Below are 21,311 nucleotides of genomic sequence, written 5' to 3' on the forward strand. Positions count from 1 at the left end.
GCGAAGGTGTTCGAAATGACGAACGAAGAAACCAGCAGCGCTAGTGCGGCAAAGGCGCCTAAGATGACACCGAGGAATGTGAACATCGTGGAGAGCTGTTTCTTCACAACCTCCATGTACTCAGGACCGGACATAACAGAAGGCTCAGTTTTTTTGTCACCCGTGTTGAGTTTCTTCTGCAGCTCTGCGCGAGCAGCAGCGTCGTCCGTTCCTTTGAACTTGACGTATGCCATGCTGGCACCGGGAACGGCGTAGTTTGCAGAAGAAGCACCCCCAGCATTTTTGAGTACCTTGTTAGCTGCCTCCCCATAGGAAGTTCCGCCAATAAACATAGCGTTATTCGTATCGGAGCCTGAGAATCCGACATCAAAAATACCGGTGATGGTGTACTCGCGCGTAGTTCCTGTATTTGGGTCAGAGATCGACGCGACTATATCGGGGGAACTGACCTTAGAATTAAGTTGAAGATTATGCTTTTGTGCAAAATCTTTCGAGATCATCAGCTCGGTGTCTGAGGTCGGCAATTTACCTTCAAAGTCGAAGGGAAAAAGATCTGCACTGTTAGGCGCTTGGGTATAAGAAACTTGAGTTTTATCGGGACCAAACTTACCCCGGCCCTGGTAGACAATCCACGACTGATCGACTGAATCATCATTCTGAATATTTTTGATGCTCTCTTCATCCAGATAGATATTTGCTTCAGTGTTAGAGTTATCGCGCGCATAGGAAGAGACAACAACGTTATCTGCTTTGGAAAGAATGCCATTTACCGATGCATTTAGAGTTCCCTGCAAAGAGCTGACTAATACAATAACGGCAGCAATAAAAAATGAAGAAATTGCGATACCGATTCCAGTAAGAATATATTTTCCTTTAGACGCGCGTAAATTAGCGCGCCCCACCGTATTAAGCGTTGTAGCCAATGTTATTCACCTTCCAACTGTCCCATGGCGTTTAGAACAGCATCGTGGGTGGGTTTGAGCATTTCGCCAGCTATGGCACCGTCTTTGAGGAAGACCACGCGGTCTGCGTAGGATGCTGCGTGTGCATCGTGGGTCACCATGAGGATGGTTTGCTGATGTTCGTTTGCCGCGGTTCGCAGGAGCTTGAGTACTTCGGTACCAGAGTTTGAATCGAGGTTACCGGTGGGCTCGTCGGCGAAGACGACGTCCGGGCGGGAGAGTAGTGCGCGTACGATGGCGACGCGTTGTTGCTGACCACCGGAGAGCTGTTCGGGACGGTGGCTGAGCCGTTTTGTTAGACCCAAAGTCTCCACAAGATAATCGCGCCAAATAGGATCAGGCTTTTTGCCTGCCAGGCCAAGCGGTAAGTCGATATTCTGCCCGGCGGTGAGGGTGGGTACCAGGTTGAAGGCCTGGAAAATAAAGCCGATATGTTCGCGACGAAACTCGGTTAACTCTTTATCCCGCCGACCGTATAGCTCGGTATCGGCAATTTTGATGCTGGTTTTGGGGTTAACATCCGGAGTATCTAGGGTTGCCAAAGTCTGCATAAGGGTAGATTTACCGGAGCCGGAAGGCCCCATAATAGCGGTAAATTTACCCTGTTCGAAAGAAACTGTTACGTTATTGAGGGCATGTACCGTCGCCTCACCTGTGCCGTAAGTCTTGCTCAGGTTTTGGGCGGTAACAGCTGGTTTAACAGAAGTATCTAATGTAGTAGTCATAACACCAATTATCCCAAACTAGAATGAAAACCTGTGGGAGGTTTTATCATACTTTTGGGTGATTTCTGGAGTTCTGTCTCTAAAATAACCGTAACTATTTTCAAGGTAAAGTTAGTGAAAATACAGGCAATATTATAAGTAGAGTACTTTCTCAGGAATGTATGCGAGAATAATATATAAGTAGGAATGTGTTCTATTAAATACTTGGTACAGGTAGTAATTTTTATATGCTGCATAGCATCTGCACAGACTTAATCGTCTCGAAGCGCCTGAACCGGTGAGATTTTTGAAGCGCGTACGGAGGGAACCCACGAAGCTAAGACAGCAATCCCTAAAGCGCCGAAGAAGGCTATACAGTATTCCGTCAGGGGAATTCGGTAGATGATCTCAATGCTATGTGGCGTGATAGCGCGTGTCAGGATAAACCCGGCAAGCGTGCCGCCGATGAGAGCAACCAGCAGCGCTGAGAGCGTGATAAGAATAGCTTCAATCATAATGACTGAACGTAACTGCTGACGCGAAAGCCCCAGAGTGCGGAGGAGTGCGTTTTCGCGGCTTCGTTCATGGGCTGAGAGCACCAAAGTATTACTTACCCCTAACACCGAAATCAGTACCATAAGAGCGATAATAGCCAGAATGGTATACATGATAACGATAAGGGAAATTTCGACAGCAGCGCGCATCTCTAGAATGCCCGCGAGATATAACCCGTGTGTTGTACGGGAAATATCCGTTAGATCATTCCGTAATTCTGTACTTTCATCAGAACTCAATCCCTGTTTGGCGCGCACTACCACATAGGACTCTCCAGTGGAAGAAGAACCTTCAAGAAGCTGGGGATGATCAAGATCCTGTACATTGGCGGCGGTCTCACGTGAGATATAGGGGGTATGGTCATCAGTTTGTGAGTACACCGCAGTAAGTCGTAGGTCTCCACGCGGTCCATGAAGTGTAAAACTAGGTGGCTTATGCCCTTGCAAGGCATGTTGTTCTGAGCGAGGCAGAACCACCACATCACCCTGCAATATCGTTTCGGAGGTACCAGGCAATACTATGTCAATATCCTGGGGTGAAACCGCATAGGCAGCGGGAAGATCAGTATGGTCAGGAGTGCCAGCTGCAGCGCTGGGATTACTGCCTGCTTCATTCACCGGCCCATCTGAAGTTGTGAGAGTATGAGAATCATCATCGCAGGTGAGGTTTCCCGCATATTGTACAAACGCTTCAGACTGTACGGACGGCAGTTCTTGGACCCTGCGCTGCGCATCCTGTGCCTGGTGCATATACCGTTCTGCAGTGGATTCAGAATTCTGAGAATTGCGTGCAGTAGAGGAGTTACCCTCCGTATCCTTGGAGCCATTAAACGTTAGAACCGCTGCCGGATGGTCTGTCTGCTGTATAAAGCTTGTGACAGATGCCTTAAGGGTCACATAACCTGTAAGCACCATAGCTATAAGCATCATTCCTACGAGGAGGGCTCGCCCGGTCGACACCATACGTGCCGGAGAACGCAGCGCATTTTTACACGCGATAGACCCCGTTAGGGTACGCGCTATCAGAGAGGACCAGAACTTCACGAGCGGTGAAAGTATTTTATGGGCTGCCGTCAAAATAGCAAAGCATAAGAGAGCATCAGCAATAATACCCACAATAAGCACTTGAACGCTATGGGTGCCCTCCATGCCATCAGGCACGTGCTCAGAGGATTTACTTATGAAGACTGCATACGCCACAATACCCGCCACAAGCAATAACAGAGCGATAACCCCCTGACGCTTACCGTAGGTAGAAACCTGCTGTACTACGCCATCACGAAGCCCTTGCACAGGCGATACTTTTGATGCTGCATAGGCGGGTTTAAGAGCGGCGATCCAGGTGACGGCAACACACACTGGCAGAGTAACTCCCAAAGGGACCAGGGAAAAAGTGAAAACCAATGTATGAGCGGCCCACGACGTGATAACCGCCCAAAGAGCGTAGGCAAGTGTAATACCTAAAGAAGCTGCGAGAACTCCCAAAACCGTAGATTCTGCCAGCACTATAGTGAGAAGATTGGGGCGGCTGGCTCCTAAAGTACGCAGCAGAGCGAGCTCGCGGGTGCGCTGAGAAAGCAACACGCTAAATGTATTGGTGATAACAAAAGCAGAGACCATGAGGGCTAATGCTGCCAGACCTAAAAGGGCTGCGGTGAGCAGATCATTGGCAAAACCTATGTCCGGTTCTAATTTGTGGGCATATTCATGCGCTGGCACTACATACCCATGATCGTCGTGGTGCGCGGTAAATTCCCGCTTAAAATCTTCAACCGAAACACCCTCACGGAGCTTGACCGCAACTATATGCGCATCATGAACAATATTTGTTTTATGCTCGCGATGAGCAATTTTCGATACCGTTGTCAGCATAGTGCCACCGGCAAAAATTGTTATTGAATCTTCAGACCCCAGGTCCGGAGAGCGGAAAGTACCAGTGATCGTATATTCCTTGGTGGGCAAAGAATCTTCTAAAGATAGTGTGCCGCCCTCAAAATTTGTAATGGACGTGGGAGTGGGCAGCTTTATTGTTGCGACCGGGTCAATGCCGTGAAATTTATCGCCTATGTTGAGATGCAAAGACTCACGAAGCGACTCTGGGAGCAGAATTTCATGATCATTCTGTGGCATTCGCCCCTGTATCTGATAAGGAAACAAATCCGGGTCAGTGGGAGCTTGAGAAATCGCATAGGGCACAGGGTCGCCCGGCGCGTCATGATACATGGCTGAAACTACCGAGTCTTCCCGGATACCAGCCACCTGGGGGCTATTACGGATATCTTCAACTTCCTCAACCGAAAGAGCGCCTGACGAGTTCTCCTTGGCTTGCCCCGAGATGTTGGTAGCAACAACCGCATCGCTGTTACGTACCTGATTGCCGTAGTGCGCCACATATGTGGCGGAAATGATTGTATTGAGAAGAAGCACGGCACTCAGGAAAAAAGCTGCAACCGCAATGCCCAGTCCCGTCAAAATATATTTACGCCAAGATGCGCGCAGATTTGCATATATCAGCGAGAGCAGAGAGGAGATCATGTAAAAAATCCTGTGGCGTATTACATCATAAATATCGGTCTACTATATAACCGTAAATGTTGGCTCGACGGATATTCATCATTCCCAAGAATGATTTTTCAGCCTTTTCACAGGTTCTGTCTTCAACGGTAGATGTAGACACAAGGAGCCTACGAAACGATCCCAGCCTCATAGGCCATAATCACGGCCTGAACCCTATCGCGGGCATCAAGTTTTGACAGAACATGCGAGACGTGGGTCTTAATCGTGGCCTCTGACAGCACGAGCGCGCGGCTGATCTCCACATTGGAAAGACCCTGCGCAATCAGACGAAGTACCTCATGCTCACGCGGCGAAAGAGTCTGCATGAGTTCCTGATGCAGAAGCTGCGGCTCCTCCTGAGGAGTGGGGGCAACACTGGCAGAATCCTGTTCCGAATGAACCTCCAACACCGGAATCATATGTTCCAGCAGGCGGCGTGTAGCGGAAGGGGCGATCACCGCATCACCGCGGTGTATTGTCCGAATCGCCCCCAGAAGTTCTTCGGGAGGCGCATCTTTCAGCAAAAAACCGCTTGCCCCGGCACGTACCGCCGCATAGACATATTCGTCGACGTCGAAGGTAGTCAGCATAATAACCCTGGAATCAGGAACGTTGAGCTCTAGAATACTTTTTGCAGCCTCCAGCCCATCCATAATAGGCATACGAACATCCATAAGAACCACCTGAGGGGCGGTACCTTCTTCAGCCATACGGGCATAGCTATCAACCGCCGCTGCGCCGTCATCAGCTTCGAGAACAACCTGCAGATCAGGTTGCGAATTGATAAGCATCTTCAAACCGCCGCGTACAAGCTGCTGGTCATCAACCAGCATCACGGTAATCTGTTCGTTCATAGGATTTCCTTTAATATGTTCTGTCACTTTTACAATACTGGGTTCCCATTACGTTTCGCGGTACGGCAGCCAGGCCTTCACGCTAAAACCACCCTGCAGATCCGGGCCGTAATGCAGGGTTCCGTCATACATTGTGATGCGCTCGCGCATACCCAAGAGACCGTTACCGCTGCCCGGCACGAAGGAATATGGAGCATCCGAGCTATTGTGATGCGCTGGAGCGCTGTTGTACACGTCCAAATACAGGCCATCTCGTTTCCACACAGCCGAGAGGGTAACGATCTCAGCATCGCGGGCGTGTTTAACGATATTGGTGAGCGCTTCCTGGATTACACGATATGCCGCTAGATCAGCTCCCTGAGGGAGGGCGCCACTTATGGTACCGGTAATACCAGCGAAGTCGATATTAACTCCTGACCTGCGAGCCTGCGCAACCAGAGCGGGAATTTCGTGAATTGTAGGCGCTGGAGCGTACATGGTGTCTTCACCGGTACGAAGAACCCCCAGAAGGGAACGCATCTGCGTGAGAGAATCGCGTGCGGTGACTGCAATAGTTTCAAGCGTCTGTTCCGCGATAGAGGCGTCATGCTCTTGAAGGTTAGTCGTTTCGGCGGGCTGAGTCGTCGTGGTCCGTATCGCGGCTGCGGCATACCTGGCGCCGTCAGCCTGCGTAATGATGCTGGAAAGTGAATGCGCCACAATATCGTGCATTTCGCGGGCGATGCGGGTGCGCTCGTCCTGCGCCGCAAGACGCCGTTCCTGTTCCTGCTCAAATTCGAGGCGCATCGCTCGCTCTCGAAGCTCATCCTGGCGAATAATGCGAGTACGCCTTGAATCACCGATAAACCAGAGCACGGAATAAATCGCACCGCATAAGGTTGTAATGATAATCGAGCTTATAACAGCGGCAAATTGTTCGCCCCGCGGAAGCAGCATGATAAAAAGCTGAGCCCCTACCGCAAAGGCACCAACCCAGCCCGCAATAAACATGCGAACCCGCAGCTTCTTCTTCCAGTGCCTGCCGATATGATAAGCCGCTACGCCTACCGGAAAATACAGATGAACGGGCAAAACATCCGGAATAAATAGAGTGAGAGCGGTGGAGACGAGAACAAACCAGATTGACCCATAAGGATGCCGGTACCGAAAATAAAGGGCGGTCGTATTGATGCATGCAATGAAAAAAGTAATGCCGCTATCCCTATAGGACATTGCAAGAGCTATGAGCAGAACAAACATCTGCATGAAAGCAACTACCGTGATATTAAACCAGCGGTAGTTCCTATCTATGTAGTTGTTAATTCGGCTCGTTAGATCCATGGGTTAAGTGTAACGTTCGCCCTCAAAACAGGTAATCACTCGGAAGGATGAATTTTGTATGTACTCGTGTAGGTCATGAGGCTGCAAAATCTGGAATAAGACCTCTCAAAACTGCGAGATTATGCGGGAATATATATGCCCATACTCTGAGAATCATGGCCTAAAATCTGCGCAATTGTTCGTGCCAGCAGTAGGGTAGAGGTATGACTACTGAACGTTCCATCAACCTTGCCGTGATCGCTGGCGACGGCATCGGACCTGAAATTATTACCGAGGCGCAGCGTGTGCTTCAACGCGCCTGCGAGCTTGATTCTATTCGCGTAGATTCCACCGACTATAAACTTGGCGCCGAGCACTGGCTTAAAACCGGCGAAACCCTGCCCGAGAGTACGATGGAGTCTCTCAAACAGCACGATGCGATTCTTTTCGGCGCTATTGGCGCCGATCCGCGCAGCGGTAAGATTCCCTCAGGGCTGATCGAACGTGAAATGCTTTTGAAGCTGCGCTTCTCTTTCGACCATTACATTAACCTGCGTCCCGCACGGCTGTACCCGGGGGCAGTGTCGCCGCTGAGCAACCCTGGAGAGATCGACTTCGTGGTGGTGCGCGAAGGTACCGAAGGGCCCTACGTGGGTAATGGAGGAACTATTCGCGGCGGTACCGATGCCGAAATCGCAACCGAAGTATCCATCAATACAGCCCACGGTGTTCGTCGGCTGATCCGGTACGCCTTCGAACTGGCACAGTCCCGCCGTAAGAAGCTGACCCTCATCCACAAAACAAATGTACTCGTACACGCTGGTCGTTTGTACACCCGTCTTTTTGAAGAGATCGGGCGCGAATTCCCCGAAGTGCAAACCGATTACCTGCATGTTGATGCGGCAACAATTTTCATGACCACCGATCCCTCGCGTTTCGACGTGATCGTAACCGATAACCTGTTTGGCGACATCCTGACCGATCAGGCGGGTGCAGTGACCGGAGGTATTGGCTACGCAGCCTCAGGCAATATTAACGCGGTAGGGGAGTTCCCCTCAATGTTTGAGCCCGTGCATGGTTCAGCCCCCGACATCGCGGGGCAGAACAAAGCAAACCCGACCGCCGCAATCCTCGCGGGAGCAATGCTTCTGCGGCACCTAGGCTATGAGTTGACGGCGGTCCGTATTGAGGATGCGGTCGAGGCTGATATGCGTGCCAACGGCGCCCGCACCCGAGGCACCGACGAAGTTGGTAACGATGTCTTAGGGTTCCTAAGCTAGTTAAGGCTGAGGCAGCTTACGCCCCGCCTTCGATTTTCACGATATGGGCGGCGGTGGGTTGCGTGTGCGTTGTGCCTATTCATCAGGTACTCTAAAACATGTGCAACGGGCACATCCGCCCCGTCGTCCGCTGGCGTGGTCACAAGCCGCACTGATGAGCTTCGTAAGCGATGCCGCTTCTGCCTCCCACCTTGAGGTTCGCGCCGCCGATGCTATTGGCAGAGAGAATTGACAGAATAGGATTACACCATGGCACTTGAATTTAGCCGTGAAAAGAACCCCGCCCCCGCGAGTGACGAACGCCGAGCCGAGATTCTTGCCGACCCCGGATTTGGCGACTATTTTACGGATCATATGGTCAGCATCGACTGGAACGGTGATTATAAAACCGGCGGTGAATGGTCGAATGCGCGGGTGCACGCCTACGGTCCGCTCAGTTTAGATCCCGCCGCTGCGGTTTTTCACTATGGCCAGGAAATCTTCGAGGGTATTAAAGGCTACCGTCATTCGGATGGGTCAGTGTGGACATTCCGACCTGAGAAGAACGCGGCGCGCCTGAACCGCTCGGCGCATCGTATGGCACTGCCTCAGCTGCCCGAAGAGACCTTTATCGAGTCCCTGAAGCAGCTGGTACAGGCAGACGAAAAATGGGTTCCCAGCGGTGAGGGAGAGGCGTTTTACTTCCGTCCGTTTATGATTGCGACCGAGGCATATCTGGGGGTTCGCCCTGCTCGTCACGTGGAGTATCACGTGATTGGGTCGCCTGCTGGCAACTACTTCGGTACCCCCGAGCCGGTGGACATCTGGCTGTCCACGAAGTATGCTCGCGCTGGTGAAGGCGGTACTGGCACCGCAAAATGCGGCGGTAACTATGCTGCCGCCATGATCGCCCAACTTGAAGGTGAAGAAAACGGCTGTAAACAGGTGATCTTCAAAGACCCGCACCGTAACGATGCTCTTGAAGAGCTGGGCGGCATGAACGTATTCTTCATCTACGGTAAAGAGAATAAGTTGGTAACCCCCGAACTTACCGGAACTATTCTAGAGGGCGTTACCCGTTCCTCGATTTTGCAGCTGGCGAAGGATCGCGGAATGACCGTTGAGGAACGCCCCATCACCCTCAGCGAGTGGCGTGACGGTGTGGCTTCTGGCGATATTACAGAGGTGTGTGCCTGCGGTACCGCAGCGGTTATTGCCCCTATTGGAAAGCTCAAGGCTACTGATTTTGAGATTCCTGCGGCTTCCGAAGGATTTGGCGAGATTTCCAAGAGCCTGCGTGAAGAGCTCGTGGGTATTCAGACCGGTACAGTAGAGGACCGTCATGGCTGGATGACCCGCCTCGTCTAATAACCCCCGGTTACTGCGCCGGGCGCATCCGTGAAACGTGCAGAGAGTGACTTTCCGACGATAAGCTCTACTTTTCAATCGGAAAGTCACTTTTTGCGTATCGAGAGGGGTGTGAATGACTGGTACTCTAGAAGGTATGCGTATTGCACGATTTACCGTAGATAACGATCTTCATTATGGTGTGGTTGAAGGAGGGGACGGCAGCGAAGTTTTGCATGTTCTCGCGGGCGATCCGTTTTACTCCGGTGTTGAAACCACCTCGAAGACTTATCAGCTTGAGGATGTTCGCTTGCTTGCCCCCATCATTCCACGCTCCAAGGTGATTGGTGCTCTTGCTAATTGGGCGGGTACTCCGGCTCCTGCCGCCCCGCAGTTCTTCATCAAGCCAAATACGACGGTGGTCGGCCCTGGTGATCCAGTGACTCTCCCCGAGTATTCCGAAGCGGTCAGCGTTGAAGGCGAACTGGCGGTTATCATCGGTCGTATTGCAAAGTCGGTTCCGCTGGAACGTGTGCATGAGGTTGTTTTTGGATACACTGTAGCCAACGATCTGACGGCACGTGACGTGATGGAGACGGACACACAGTGGACTCGTGCGAAAAGCTTTGACGGCTCAACCCCACTGGGGCCCTGGATCGAAACGGAGCTTGATACCGACTCGCTGAATATCACGAGCTGGGTTGATGGTGACGTGGTGCAGGAAGGCAACACCTCTGATATGCACTACTCGGTGGCGGAGCTCGTGTCCGCAGCATCCGAGATCTTTACCCTTCTTCCCGGAGATATTATCTTGACCGGAACCCCGGCGGGTATCAGCGTCCTTCGTGATGGTCATGAGGTCGAGGTTGAGGTCGAAGGCATTGGGGCCCTGGTAACCCGCATCCGCAGTTAGAGCCTAGTTTAGGCTGAGAGTGCTAAACATAGATTCCTCAGCGCTATAGGCCGCACAGCAGCATGATTTTGAGATACATAAGTTCAGGAGAAAACCTACTATGACCGAATATCCCGGTCCCGATCTGCACGATTCACGCGAAACTCGCGTACGTTTTTGCCCTTCACCGACCGGAACTCCGCATGTGGGCATGGTACGTACAGCCCTGTTTAACTGGGCTTATGCGCGCCATACCGGCGGTAAGCTCATTTTCCGTATTGAGGATACCGATGCGGCACGCGATTCGGAAGAATCGTTCAACCAAGTGCTCGACAGTCTGCACTGGCTGGGCATTAACTGGGACGAAGGTGTGGGCGTAGGCGGCCCCCATGAACCGTATCGTCAGTCTGAACGCAAACGTGAGGACATTTACCAGAAGGTTTTCGAGAAGCTCATTGAGGGCGGGTATGTCTATGAGGATTTCTCGACCCCCGATGAGGTGCGGGAACGCCGTAAAGCAGCGGGGCAGGATCCTCAGCTCGGCTACGATAACTATGATCGTCACCTGAGTGACGAGCAGAAAGAGGCTTTCCGCGCCGAAGGCCGTAAACCCGTATGGCGTTTGCGTATGCCCGATGAGGATATTACGTTCAACGACCTTGTACGTGGTGAGATTACCTTCAAAGCCGGGTCTGTCCCGGACTACGTTGTGGTGCGTTCTAGCGGTGACCCCCTGTATACTTTCGTGAACCCTGTGGACGATGCTTTGATGGGCGTAACCCACGTGCTTCGCGGCGAAGATCTATTGTCTTCAACTCCGCGCCAAATTGCACTGTACCGGGCACTGATTGATACGGGCGTTACCACATTTATCCCCGAGTTTGGGCATCTTCCCTATGTGATGGGGCAGGGTAATAAGAAACTGTCGAAGCGCGATCCCGAATCGAATCTCTTCCTGCTGCGCGATGCCGGATTTATTAAAGAAGGTCTGCTGAATTACCTGTCTCTGCTAGGCTGGTCACTATCCGCAGATCAGGACGTTTTCTCAGTCGATGACCTAGTGGCGCACTTCGACATTCACGATGTGGTAGGCAATCCGGCACGTTTTGACGTCAAGAAGGCAGAGGCTATTAACGGCGATCATATTCGTCGTTTGGAGGCGGACGATTTCCGAAACCGCCTGGTGCCCTATCTGCAGGCCGCTGGCGTTGTTGGTGAGGAACTTTCAGCACATGAAGAGCAGATTCTGACAGAGGCTGCTCCCTTGGTGCAGGAACGTATGCAGCTCTTGGGTGAAGCCCCGAAGCTTCTTGCATTCCTCTTCAAAGCTGATGAAGAGATCACGATTGCCGATGACGCCCGTAAACAGCTTAAAGAATCTGCACCTCAGGTTCTTGCTGCCGCTTTAGAGGCACTTGAAGCCCTCGAAGTCTGGGATGCGGCAAGTATCGAATCTGCCCTGCGCTCCGCTATCGTGGAGGGGCTTGAGATCAAACCGCGTTTGGCATTCGGACCGGTACGTATCGCCGTTTCAGGTGAGCGTATTTCGCCCCCGCTCTTTGAATCCATGGAGATTCTGGGGAAGGAATCTTCTCTCAACCGTGTGCGGGCTTTGGCTGCTGAGCTCGGGGGGTAGCCCGAACGCATAGCTGCATCTTTTCTGAGGGTAACCCGGTGGTTCACGAGTTTGCGCGAGCCACCGGGTTTTTCTGCGCGCAAGAGTCGGATGCAGATATAAGCCTTACACATTGTGCGCTAGAGGAATGTATGGCTCTCGGCTTATGCTGGTTATATGGTTGTGCATCGTGGGAGGTGAAGGTGAACCATAACAAATACATCGTGCGTGCTTTGCGCAAAGGAACCGTGATGGCATTTGCGAATGCATCAATTGTATTGCTTATTGCCACTATTGCGGATGCAGTGAGATCTATCTGGACCATTGTGATAATTGTGTTAGCCAGCGCCTTAGCGTATTTCGCGGCGTATCATGAAGCTAAGTTTGATGATGAACAGATTGCACGTGAACGCGAAGTAGGCGGCCACCAGCCGGGAGGCGAAGCCCTGGTGGGGGACAAACCCATAGAAAACGCCCAAGAGCGGCTGGAAATTGGTGAGGAGGATAAAGCATGACTCGACGCGATGTAACATTCGCCGCCATCATGTCTGCCGTAGCATTGGCAGTTTACATGGGCGTAAAGGTTTGGTTGGGCGGTCACTGGGACTGGGTAACCTTCGTCATTTGGGTTCTGGCCGCGCTTCTCTTTGGGTTTGGCATTATTTATGCGAAGTCGTTCTTGATCCGCATGGTAGATGAGATGACTGAGGATGGCGTAACGCCCAGCGAAGGGGAACGCCGCACTGGGATTGGTACGGGATCCGAACGTAATTCGCATGCGGAATCCATCGCGGATGCAGCCGTTGAGTCTTCTGCTGAGCACGCGCATCACCTGGGACATCAGCATCATCGTCGGCAGGAATCCTCAAACTCGTGAACATCCTGTAGCGTATTGGCGTGCTCTAAGCTTCTGTAAAGGGCATCATGTAGAAAATATACGTGCTTGCTATCATGCCTATAAGCCCTAGTCAGCGTGCTGTAGACATGGGGAAAATAGTGAGCTGGAGAATGTCAAGAAAAGATTTATGCGTGTAAGAGTTGCGGGCCATCAAACGGTACAGTATAGTATTTACTTGTGAGCGCGTCGGAATGAAAGATTCCGGCTCGTTATTTTGTGAAAACAGAATATTGCGGTTGTAGCTCAGTTGGTAGAGCACCACCTTGCCAAGGTGGATGTCGCGAGTTCAAGTCTCGTCAACCGCTCTGCGAAAGCCCTGAAGTAATCTTCAGGGCTTTTTGTGTATGTCGTAAGGAATCGTAAATGTTGGTTTATCTTCCGTGAAAATTCGGAGATTCTGCCGTGCTCCAAGATTTTGATGACGATAAGTCTCTAAGAAAATAAACGTCATAGATGATATTTCTATTGCTTTTTGGGAGGAAAGACGTGAATATAGGGGGTACACCTTCTTAGGTACTCCTACCCTAAGTTTTAACTATAGGGTAACTAATTTTTAGTGTCCGTCATTCTCTTAGGGAGTTTATATGGTTCTTTTGCTCACTAAAGCTCAGCGTAAGCCTTTCAAAGCAGCTACCGTTGGGGCACTTTCGATGTCGCTCATGGGGGCACCTTTTGCAGTGCCCGCGTCCTTTGCGGTAGAGTCTCCTGCCCCGCAGCAGATTACTGCTGCTCAGGCTCAACAGGTGCAGGGGATTCCAGGGCAGTATCAGATTCGCCATTCAAAGAACGGCAAAATCTTCATTGCTGGCTCTAACCGCGATATGTCCGTATCGACTATTGCGCGTCTGGATGAGAAGACTCTCCAGATAGAAGCAATAGCCACCTTACCTATCACCCGAGCCGGTACCGGATACAACGCTGGGTATAAGAATTTGGGTGCCTTTGGTATTGATGTTGACGATGAGAATGGCACCATTTGGGTTACGAATACTCGTGATAACGCTGTGTCTGTGTACGATCAGAATAATCTCAATCTCTTGTGGACCAACTACGGAGCTCAAGAGGGAGATGAAAGTTGGATCGAGCATCCGCGCGAGGTAAAGGTGGATGCTGCCTCCGGCAAAGCATTTGTGACGGGTCGTTACTTCGTATCTGCCATTGATCTGAAGACCCATAAGGTCGAGAAGATCAAAGTGGGTGGAGACGAAGAAGGTAAGCGCTATATCAGTATGAATACCACTATTCATGATGGTAAACTTTACGTTCCCGAGCGCACCACCGGCAAAATCTATGTGATTGACACGAGCACTTTTAAGGTTTTGCAGGAAATTCAGACCCACGCCGATGTCGAAGGCGTTGATGTTCTTCCTTCCGATATTGCCATTGATATTTCTGAACAGGAGATCTACGTCTCTGCACAAGGCAGTTATGACCGTCAGAGCGGCGAGTCTAAGGGTAATTCCGGGGTGACTGTGTATGACCTCAAGACTGGAGAATATAAGAAGTCTATTCCTTTCGGTAAGCAGGCACTTTCGCTTGTCAATGATGAAGATCGTGACCTCGTATACGTTACGGATTTTGCTACCGGTAAGGTTGGCGTGATTGATGGTCGCGCTGATCGTCTTATTGGAGAAGTGCAGTCAGCATCTAAGGGTGCCAACGATATTACCTTGGGTGCTGATGGTGAGGTTTATATCGCTAATAAGGATGGTTTTGCCCCCGATACGACCATTCCCTTCGGTATGGATTACGCCCAGGGAACGCTAACTTCCAAAGAAGAAACTGCTGATTCTATTACCAAGGTGAAGGTTACCCCGGAGAATATGACAGTGGAAAATCCAGAGGTAGAGGTCAAGCAGATCACCCCGCAGCAGGAAACCTTTGCGGGTTACCCTGCCCCTCTGACGGGCGGCGATAACAGGACCCTGACCAACGTGTCGTATAACGATATTGCTGGCAACCTCTTTGAGAACGACATCATCAAGCTGGGGGAGAAGAGCATCACAACCGGTTACCCCGATGGCGGATTCCATCCCTTGGAGAGCATCGAACGTGGAGCAATGGCAGCGTACCTATATCGCCTGGCGGGTTCTCCTGAATTTGAGGCACCCGCGGAATCTCCTTTCAGTGATGTTCCTACAACCCACCCCTTCTATAAGGAAATTGCGTGGCTGAAGGCAACCGGTATTACGACAGGTTGGGAAGACGGTACCTTCCGTCCTGAAGAGTCAATAAACCGCGAGGCTATGGCGGCCTTCTTCTATCGTGCCGCAGGATCCCCGGAAGTTCAGCAGAAAGCAACTTTTACGGATGTTTCGGAGAATCCCTTTGCCAAGGAGATTTCGTGGTTCCAGTTCTCGAAGCTCTCCACCGGTTGGCCCGATAGTACGTTCCGTCCGCATGACTCGGTCAAGCGCGATGCTATGGCAGCCTATATGATGCGTTACATGGGTAATTTTGATTCCGTGAAGGTTTCAGCGCCCGAACCCGCAAAATAGCGTATAGCAGGTGAGATGACTATCGTTGCTTAGCCGGTAAGTTTATATTGCTGCTTGAATAACATGTATGCGTCGGGTGAAGGCATCTCTTGGATGCCTTCACCCGATTGGCGTGTATTCGGAGGTTCTGGAGGCGGGGTATAAATTTTGGGCAGACTTTTGTGACGACCATCTCAAGGTGCGAAGTTGCATGATGCAACAAAGCACCGGTATAGTTATTATTCGTTGCGGCGAAAATCGTTGAGGTTTTACCGGAACAACATAATGAAATAGTGGGGTATGGTGTAATTGGCAACACAACGGTTTCTGGTACCGTCATTCTAGGTTCGAGTCCTGGTACCCCAGCGAGCATCACTCGATGCTATGGCCCCATCGTATAGCGGCCTAGTACTCCGCCCTCTCACGGCGGCAACACCGGTTCAAATCCGGTTGGGGTCACACTAGGAATAATCCTCAGATCACGGAGATCTGGGGATTTTTTGTTGCTTTTAACGGGGCGCCAAATGCCCTTCTGACGCCTCAAATAAGGGCAACAACCCATATTTGACGCGCTATCTCCCCACTCGGTATAGTGTTTACCTGTAGGCGTGATTGGCGCAGTGGTAGCGCGCTTCGTTCACACCGAAGAGGTCACTGGTTCGAACCCAGTATCACGCACGAGCCACCCCCGTTTGTACATCCGCAACGGGGGTTTTTGTATACAGCCCCAATCGCTATCCGCAGATCAAGAAGGTACTCGGTGACAGCACCAGAACTAGCAAATCCAACCGATTACGGCCGCATGTACTCCCGTAAACGCGGCGGAGAGCTGCTAGTTCCTTCCATCACGACCGTTATCGGTCAGTACGCTACCGATATGAGCGGGTGGCACGGCTATATGGCTGCAAAAGCTGCTCTCGAAGACCAGAGAGCTTATCGTGCTGCCGGGTCCTCGGGACTCAAGTACGCTATTATTCGTGACGCGGCGGTCGCATCCGAACGGTACCGAGATGCTGCGGCTGAGCGCGGTGACAGGGTACATAATTACGCCGAGAATATTGCGTTACGCGCCATGGGAGCGGAACACAACGTCGAAGAATGTCGGGAACAGCTTATCCGCAACGGCGAACAAGCCTATGCGGATAGGTTCGATGAATGGTGGGATGCTTTTCGCCCTCAGCCACTCGCCGCGGAAATTACTATTTGGAATAAATCCGTAGGTTACGCCGGAACGCTGGACCTTGTCGCCCAGATCGCCGGACGAACCTGCATTATTGACTATAAAACTAAAGGCACCGACCGGCGAGGGCGTGTTAAACCCCTTGACGACAAGGTGGTTATGCAACTGGTTGCCGGGCTCAAAGCCGAAGAATCGTTGGTAGACCCCGTCGCGGGAACCTGGGAGCCCTGGAAATACGGTGATGCCCCCATCCTGATGGGCGTGGCGCTGGGCGAAACGCAGGTGGTGCCCCATCAGGCAAATCCAAAGATTCTTGAACAGAACTGGTATAAATTCTGTGCATTGCGGAGGGTCTGGGAGTATAACCGTACAGTTCACGAATTTCCGGACGACGCGCTCATGCCGGTAGTTCCGCCTCCCGCGGCAGGTCAACCATCTTCGGGAGATCACACACAGGTAGCCTAGTAAACCCGGTAGAAGAAAAACAAAATAATCACGAGTGTTCTATTTGGACGAATACCTCAGCCGGTACAATAGAATGCTGGTATTTGACAGCCCTTCACCCTATTCGGAGCATATCTGCGTACCATAACAAGCGCATCAGGGAGACATATGACAATTCTGAGTATCCGTACCGTAGGCGACCCCGTTCTTCGCAGCGAATGTGAGCCTATCACCGTTTTTGATCGGGAGCTTGCCAAACTGATCGACGATATGCTTGACACCATGTACGACGTTGAAGGAGTCGGGCTGGCTGGGCCTCAGATTGGTATCTCCAAACAAATTTTTACCTTTGGCGGCATTGACGACCGCGAAGGATATATTATCAATCCCGTACTTGAGACCGGAACGGAGCCTCAAGAGGGAGGGGAAGGATGCCTGTCGGTACCCGGTATGAAATCGGATACTCCGCGCATGAACTGGGCCCGGGTGAGAGGCGTAGACAAGATGGGAAAGCCCCTAGTGCTTGAAGGGGAAGGACTATTCGCGCGTATGCTCCAACACGAAACCGATCATCTTCACGGCAAACTCTTTATCGATCGCCTTGTCGGCGAAGATCGTAAACGGGTTATGCGCGCCATCCGAGCCGCAGACTACAACAAGGTGACAGCACAGACCTCTGCCGAACGAGCAATGCGGGTTGGCGGCAGCTTCGGTGCTTCCCTAGGCAGCTTCAGCGCATAGATATACCGTACTCCACCAGGTTTAAGGAGGCACCCATGACCCTCAAAATTCTTTACGCGGGAACCCCCGAGATCGCTGTGCACCCTCTCGATGCGCTTGTCCAGTCCCCGCGGGTTCAGGTGGTTGGAGTGCTCACGCGCGAGGACGCGCCGGTAGGTCGAAAGCGCATCCTTACCCCCTCGCCCGTAGCACAACGCGCTGAAGAGCTCGGGCTGCCTATCGTTAAAGCGAACCGGTGGTCGCCAGAAACTCAACAGCAGATAGCCCCGCTGGGAGCCGAAGCCGCCGCCGTGGTCGCATATGGCACAATTCTGCCGCAACATGCGCTCGATATGCTTCCTTACGGCTGGGTTAATCTGCACTTTTCGAAGCTGCCCGCGTGGCGAGGGGCCGCACCCGTACAGCGTGCTCTCATGGCGGGAGAAAATGAGATTTTCTCGAATACCTTCCTTCTAGAAGCCGGGTTGGATACTGGCGCGGTCTTCGAAGAAGAATCCACGCTGGTGACGGAAGACGATACTGCCGGGAGCATTCTCACACGTTTGGCGCAAAGCGGGGGAGAGCTGTTGGCGAATACCTTTGTACGGCTTGAGGCAGGCGAGCACGGAACCGCGCAGAACGAGGACGAATCCGTCAGCTACGCGGCAAAGGTGACCAATGCCGATGCGCGCATAGATTTCACCCAAAGCGCCCACAAAATTCTTGCTCAAGTTCGCGCAGTAACCCCGGAACCTGGCGCCTGGTGTGAATTTTCGGGGAACCGACTTAAGATCGGCGGTGTGCGTCTGAGCGATCAGGCCGGTACCTTGGCTCCTGGACAGCTTGAACTTCGTGGTAAAAAACTCTATGTGGGTACGGCGGACGGTGCTTTAGAACTGGTGCGTGTACAACCTGCCGGTAAAAAAATGATGGACGCGCTCGCCTGGGCACGCGGTCTCGGTAGCGGCCTCGCCGAAGGAAAGGTAGTGCTCTCATGACGGAGCGACGTTATAACGACAAAAATGGCTCACGGAATCCGCGAAATCGCGGTGCATCATCAAAACGATTTGACGGTAAGACTAGTGAACAACGCCGAAACGAACGTGCCCAGCGCTCCCACGATGGCATGAAACGCGGCGGAGGTGGTGCTTCCAAACGTAATAAGAGCGGACATGAGCGCAACCGTAAGCAGCTTTCGTCCCGTGAGTTCTCTGCGACTGCGCCCTCACAACGCTCACGCTCTGCAGACCCCGCGCGCCTCGTCGCATTTGAGGTTCTCAACGCGGTAGCGCAAAACGACTCCTACGCAAATCTCGTGTTGCCCGGCACGATTCGTGCCCATCATCTTGACCATCGGGATGCGGGCTTTGCCACCGAACTCACCTACGGAACCCTGCGCAGCCAGGGTACCTACGACGCCATTTTGACGCATTGTGCGGATCGTCCGTTAGAGAAAATCGGTACAACCACGTTGATTGTACTGCGTATGGGCGTTCACCAGCTCTTGAGTATGCGCGTGCCCGCCCATGCAGCTCTTAACCAAAGCGTCGCATTAGCCCGTGCTCAGATCGGCGGTGGTCCCGCAAACTTTGTGAACGCGGTGCTGCGCCGTGTGAGTGAACGCAGCCGTGAGGACTGGTACGCTCGTCTGGAAGCTGATGCCAAGGACGATACTGAAAAACTTGCGCTCGCAAAATCGCATCCAACCTGGATTGTGCGTTCTATGCGCCAAGCGCTTGCAGCTCATGGCAGGTCTCCGGCCGAAATCCAGGAGCTTCTTGATGCCGATAACCAGGCACCTGTGGTAAACCTTATAGCACTTCCTGGGATAGGAGACCTGCAGGAAGCCTTCGAGAAAGGCGCGGTAGAGGGCGAACTGGTGGAGGATTCCGCTTTATATTCTGCTGGCGATTTGGGCAGGTTGGAAAGTGTTCGCGAGGGTACTGTGCGTGCACAGGATGTAGGTTCGCAGCTGGTTACTCGCGCGCTTGCTGCAGCTCCTCTTGAAGGGCAAGACTCTGCGTGGCTTGATTTGTGTGCCGGTCCGGGTGGTAAAGCGGCACTCTTGGCGGCTTTGGGCACACAGCGTGGTGCTCGGGTGGTGGCGAATGAGTCGGCAGCGCATCGTGCAAAACTGGTTTCACAATCTTTACGGCCGCTTTCTCCCGACGAGTACGTTGTTCTTACCGGGGATGGGCGTGAGATATCCCAAACGCTTGCACAAAATGCTGAGCGGTTACCCGCGGGCATCGAGCCGGAACAGAAATTTGACCGTGTTCTGGTTGATGTTCCTTGCTCGGGGCTAGGCGCCCTTCGCAGGCGTCCGGAGGCACGCTGGCGTAAATCCCCGCGTGATATTGCCGATTTGCTTCCTCTGCAGCGTCAGCTTCTGGAAGCTGCGTGTGAAGTTACGCGGCCTGGCGGTGTGATCGCGTACGTAACCTGCTCACCGCATGCTGCTGAGACTCAAAATATTGTTGCGGAGATACTGGAGACTGGAAAAGTACATCTGCTGGATACACAGTCGATACTTCAAAGCGTTGCCCTGCCGAGCGCTGATGGACAAAGCGCTCTTGCGGGCGATAAGGCTCCCGGGTATCGTCCACAGGTGCGCCTTAAAAAATCCTCCTCGGTTCGTCAGGAAGATATTCTTGATGAAGCATCAACGACTGCACAGCTGTGGCCACATATTCATGGTACTGATGCTATGTTCCTCGCACTTTTCCGTAAGAATTAGAATCGCGCAATACAACCGTATTTTTAGTGCGGCGATTATTGTTATCCGAACATCCGTATGTCATGTTGAGGAGGTTTTCTCATGTCTGTTGCTATTAATCCGTCTATACTCTCTGCCGACTTTGCAAATTTACAGCACGAGTTGGAACGCATTTCGACTGCGGATGCGGCACATATTGACGTGATGGATAACCATTTTGTACCAAATCTGACGTGGGGGCCTCCGGTTGTTAAGCGTCTGCGCGAAGTTTCGCCCGTCCCTTTTGACGTGCACTTGATGATTGATGATCCTGATCGTTGGGCTCCCCAGTATGCCGACGTAGGCAGCGAATCGGTAACCTTCCACGCGGAGGCGGCTACCGCACCTATTAAGCTGGCGCGTACTCTGCGAGAATCCGGGGCAAAAGCTGGGTTGGCGTTACGCCCGGCAACTGCCGTAGAACCATACCTCGATCTGCTTACAGAAATAGATATGCTCCTGATTATGACGGTAGAACCAGGCTTCGGCGGGCAGAAATTCCTTGATGTCACTTTGCCTAAAATTCGTCGTGCCGCATCGGCGCTTGAAGGGTCCGGTATCCCGGTGCGGCTTCAGGTTGATGGCGGGATTACGGAGGAAACGATTGTGCGAGCTGCGGAAGCCGGAGCAGACTGTTTCGTCGCAGGCAGTTCGGTGTATGGGGCAGAAGATCCTCAGGCCGCGATTGCTGCTTTGCGTTCTCTAGGGGAGAGGGTGCGAAAGACGTGGAGGTCACATCCTCACACCGGGATAAATCTGTCTGATGGATGCAGTTGTTCTTAAAAATGTGCGCGT

Annotated in this window: 17 protein-coding genes and 4 tRNA genes; 16 read left to right on the plus strand and 5 right to left on the minus strand. The window is 52.3% G+C overall.

Annotated features, from left to right (window positions below; genetic code table 11):
- The 5 genes from HMPREF2554_RS05405 to HMPREF2554_RS05425 all read right to left on the minus strand — a co-directional run.
- On the minus strand, positions 1-923 hold a 923-nt coding region (locus tag HMPREF2554_RS05405; RefSeq protein ID WP_141744373.1), incomplete at its 3' end, for an ABC transporter permease.
- Between the two features lie 2 nt (positions 924-925).
- The gene (locus HMPREF2554_RS05410; protein ID WP_013399298.1) at positions 926-1,687 is read right to left on the minus strand and encodes an ABC transporter ATP-binding protein; all 762 of its coding nucleotides are present in this window, start codon (positions 1,685-1,687) and stop codon (positions 926-928) included.
- 251 nt (positions 1,688-1,938) lie between these two features.
- Complete coding sequence (locus tag HMPREF2554_RS05415) at positions 1,939-4,755, minus strand: ABC transporter permease (RefSeq protein ID WP_013399297.1); 2,817 nt, start codon at positions 4,753-4,755, stop codon at positions 1,939-1,941.
- Between the two features lie 149 nt (positions 4,756-4,904).
- Positions 4,905-5,630 (minus strand): response regulator, encoded by a 726-nt coding sequence (locus HMPREF2554_RS05420; protein ID WP_013399296.1) that lies wholly within the window; start codon positions 5,628-5,630, stop codon positions 4,905-4,907.
- A gap of 48 nt (positions 5,631-5,678) precedes the next feature.
- On the minus strand, positions 5,679-6,875 hold the full coding sequence (locus tag HMPREF2554_RS05425; protein WP_244864739.1) for a sensor histidine kinase: 1,197 nt from the start codon (positions 6,873-6,875) through the stop codon (positions 5,679-5,681).
- A gap of 278 nt (positions 6,876-7,153) precedes the next feature.
- Here HMPREF2554_RS05425 and HMPREF2554_RS05430 point away from each other — a divergent pair, with 278 nt between their 5' ends.
- The 16 genes from HMPREF2554_RS05430 (at position 7,154) to rpe (ending at position 21,299) form a co-directional block, all read left to right on the plus strand.
- Positions 7,154-8,209, plus strand: coding sequence for a 3-isopropylmalate dehydrogenase (locus HMPREF2554_RS05430; protein ID WP_013399294.1), 1,056 nt, complete (start codon positions 7,154-7,156; stop codon positions 8,207-8,209).
- A 249-nt stretch (positions 8,210-8,458) separates the two neighbouring features.
- A complete protein-coding gene (locus HMPREF2554_RS05435) occupies positions 8,459-9,556 on the plus strand; it encodes a branched-chain amino acid aminotransferase (protein WP_013399292.1) in 1,098 nt (365 codons plus the stop codon).
- Positions 9,557-9,692: 136 nt separating this feature from the next.
- The gene (locus tag HMPREF2554_RS05440; protein ID WP_041322158.1) at positions 9,693-10,448 is read left to right on the plus strand and encodes a fumarylacetoacetate hydrolase family protein; all 756 of its coding nucleotides are present in this window, start codon (positions 9,693-9,695) and stop codon (positions 10,446-10,448) included.
- Positions 10,449-10,548: 100 nt separating this feature from the next.
- The gene (gene gltX, locus HMPREF2554_RS05445; RefSeq protein ID WP_013399290.1) at positions 10,549-12,063 is read left to right on the plus strand and encodes a glutamate--tRNA ligase; all 1,515 of its coding nucleotides are present in this window, start codon (positions 10,549-10,551) and stop codon (positions 12,061-12,063) included.
- A 182-nt stretch (positions 12,064-12,245) separates the two neighbouring features.
- Entirely contained in the window at positions 12,246-12,557 is a 312-nt protein-coding gene (locus tag HMPREF2554_RS05450; RefSeq protein ID WP_244864738.1) for a hypothetical protein, read from the plus strand.
- Positions 12,554-12,919: a hypothetical protein gene (locus HMPREF2554_RS05455; RefSeq protein ID WP_013399288.1), complete on the plus strand. Its 366-nt coding sequence runs from the start codon at positions 12,554-12,556 to the stop codon at positions 12,917-12,919. Before HMPREF2554_RS05450 ends, HMPREF2554_RS05455 begins: the two co-directional genes overlap by 4 nt.
- 253 nt (positions 12,920-13,172) lie before the next feature.
- Positions 13,173-13,245: transfer RNA gene (locus tag HMPREF2554_RS05460), tRNA-Gly, on the plus strand.
- Between the two features lie 279 nt (positions 13,246-13,524).
- Complete coding sequence (locus tag HMPREF2554_RS05465; protein WP_070554306.1) at positions 13,525-15,438, plus strand: S-layer homology domain-containing protein; 1,914 nt, start codon at positions 13,525-13,527, stop codon at positions 15,436-15,438.
- Between the two features lie 273 nt (positions 15,439-15,711).
- A tRNA-Gln gene (locus HMPREF2554_RS05470) sits at positions 15,712-15,783 on the plus strand.
- Positions 15,784-15,803: 20 nt separating this feature from the next.
- Positions 15,804-15,876, plus strand: a tRNA-Glu gene (locus HMPREF2554_RS05475).
- A 147-nt stretch (positions 15,877-16,023) separates the two neighbouring features.
- Positions 16,024-16,095: transfer RNA gene (locus HMPREF2554_RS05480), tRNA-Val, on the plus strand.
- Positions 16,096-16,177: 82 nt separating this feature from the next.
- Positions 16,178-17,062: a cytochrome gene (locus HMPREF2554_RS05485; RefSeq protein WP_070554307.1), complete on the plus strand. Its 885-nt coding sequence runs from the start codon at positions 16,178-16,180 to the stop codon at positions 17,060-17,062.
- A 147-nt stretch (positions 17,063-17,209) separates the two neighbouring features.
- Positions 17,210-17,782, plus strand: a complete 573-nt coding sequence (gene def, locus HMPREF2554_RS05490) for a peptide deformylase (protein ID WP_048752380.1) — start codon at positions 17,210-17,212, stop codon at positions 17,780-17,782.
- A 35-nt stretch (positions 17,783-17,817) separates the two neighbouring features.
- Positions 17,818-18,759 (plus strand): methionyl-tRNA formyltransferase, encoded by a 942-nt coding sequence (gene fmt, locus HMPREF2554_RS05495; protein WP_070554309.1) that lies wholly within the window; start codon positions 17,818-17,820, stop codon positions 18,757-18,759.
- A complete protein-coding gene (locus HMPREF2554_RS05500; RefSeq protein WP_070554311.1) occupies positions 18,756-20,498 on the plus strand; it encodes an RsmB/NOP family class I SAM-dependent RNA methyltransferase in 1,743 nt (580 codons plus the stop codon). The genes fmt and HMPREF2554_RS05500 overlap by 4 nt, the downstream gene beginning before the upstream one ends.
- Before the next feature lie 81 nt (positions 20,499-20,579).
- Positions 20,580-21,299 (plus strand): ribulose-phosphate 3-epimerase, encoded by a 720-nt coding sequence (gene rpe, locus HMPREF2554_RS05505; protein ID WP_070524181.1) that lies wholly within the window; start codon positions 20,580-20,582, stop codon positions 21,297-21,299.
- Positions 21,300-21,311 lie beyond the last annotated feature (12 nt).

Source organism: Rothia sp. HMSC071F11 (assembly GCF_001809115.1).
Lineage (GTDB): Bacteria > Actinomycetota > Actinomycetes > Actinomycetales > Micrococcaceae > Rothia > Rothia dentocariosa.

Coding starts and splice junctions, on each gene's coding strand:
- def (WP_048752380.1), top strand. CDS start 17,210: ATGACAATTCTGAGTATCCGTACCGTAGGCGACCCCGTTCTTCGCAGC.
- HMPREF2554_RS05430 (WP_013399294.1), top strand. CDS start 7,154: ATGACTACTGAACGTTCCATCAACCTTGCCGTGATCGCTGGCGACGGC.
- HMPREF2554_RS05455 (WP_013399288.1), top strand. CDS start 12,554: ATGACTCGACGCGATGTAACATTCGCCGCCATCATGTCTGCCGTAGCA.
- fmt (WP_070554309.1), top strand. CDS start 17,818: ATGACCCTCAAAATTCTTTACGCGGGAACCCCCGAGATCGCTGTGCAC.
- HMPREF2554_RS05435 (WP_013399292.1), top strand. CDS start 8,459: ATGGCACTTGAATTTAGCCGTGAAAAGAACCCCGCCCCCGCGAGTGAC.
- HMPREF2554_RS05420 (WP_013399296.1), bottom strand. CDS start 5,630: ATGAACGAACAGATTACCGTGATGCTGGTTGATGACCAGCAGCTTGTA.
- HMPREF2554_RS05500 (WP_070554311.1), top strand. CDS start 18,756: ATGACGGAGCGACGTTATAACGACAAAAATGGCTCACGGAATCCGCGA.
- HMPREF2554_RS05440 (WP_041322158.1), top strand. CDS start 9,693: ATGCGTATTGCACGATTTACCGTAGATAACGATCTTCATTATGGTGTG.
- HMPREF2554_RS05415 (WP_013399297.1), bottom strand. CDS start 4,755: ATGATCTCCTCTCTGCTCTCGCTGATATATGCAAATCTGCGCGCATCT.
- HMPREF2554_RS05410 (WP_013399298.1), bottom strand. CDS start 1,687: ATGACTACTACATTAGATACTTCTGTTAAACCAGCTGTTACCGCCCAA.
- gltX (WP_013399290.1), top strand. CDS start 10,549: ATGACCGAATATCCCGGTCCCGATCTGCACGATTCACGCGAAACTCGC.
- HMPREF2554_RS05465 (WP_070554306.1), top strand. CDS start 13,525: ATGGTTCTTTTGCTCACTAAAGCTCAGCGTAAGCCTTTCAAAGCAGCT.
- HMPREF2554_RS05425 (WP_244864739.1), bottom strand. CDS start 6,875: ATGCAGATGTTTGTTCTGCTCATAGCTCTTGCAATGTCCTATAGGGAT.
- rpe (WP_070524181.1), top strand. CDS start 20,580: ATGTCTGTTGCTATTAATCCGTCTATACTCTCTGCCGACTTTGCAAAT.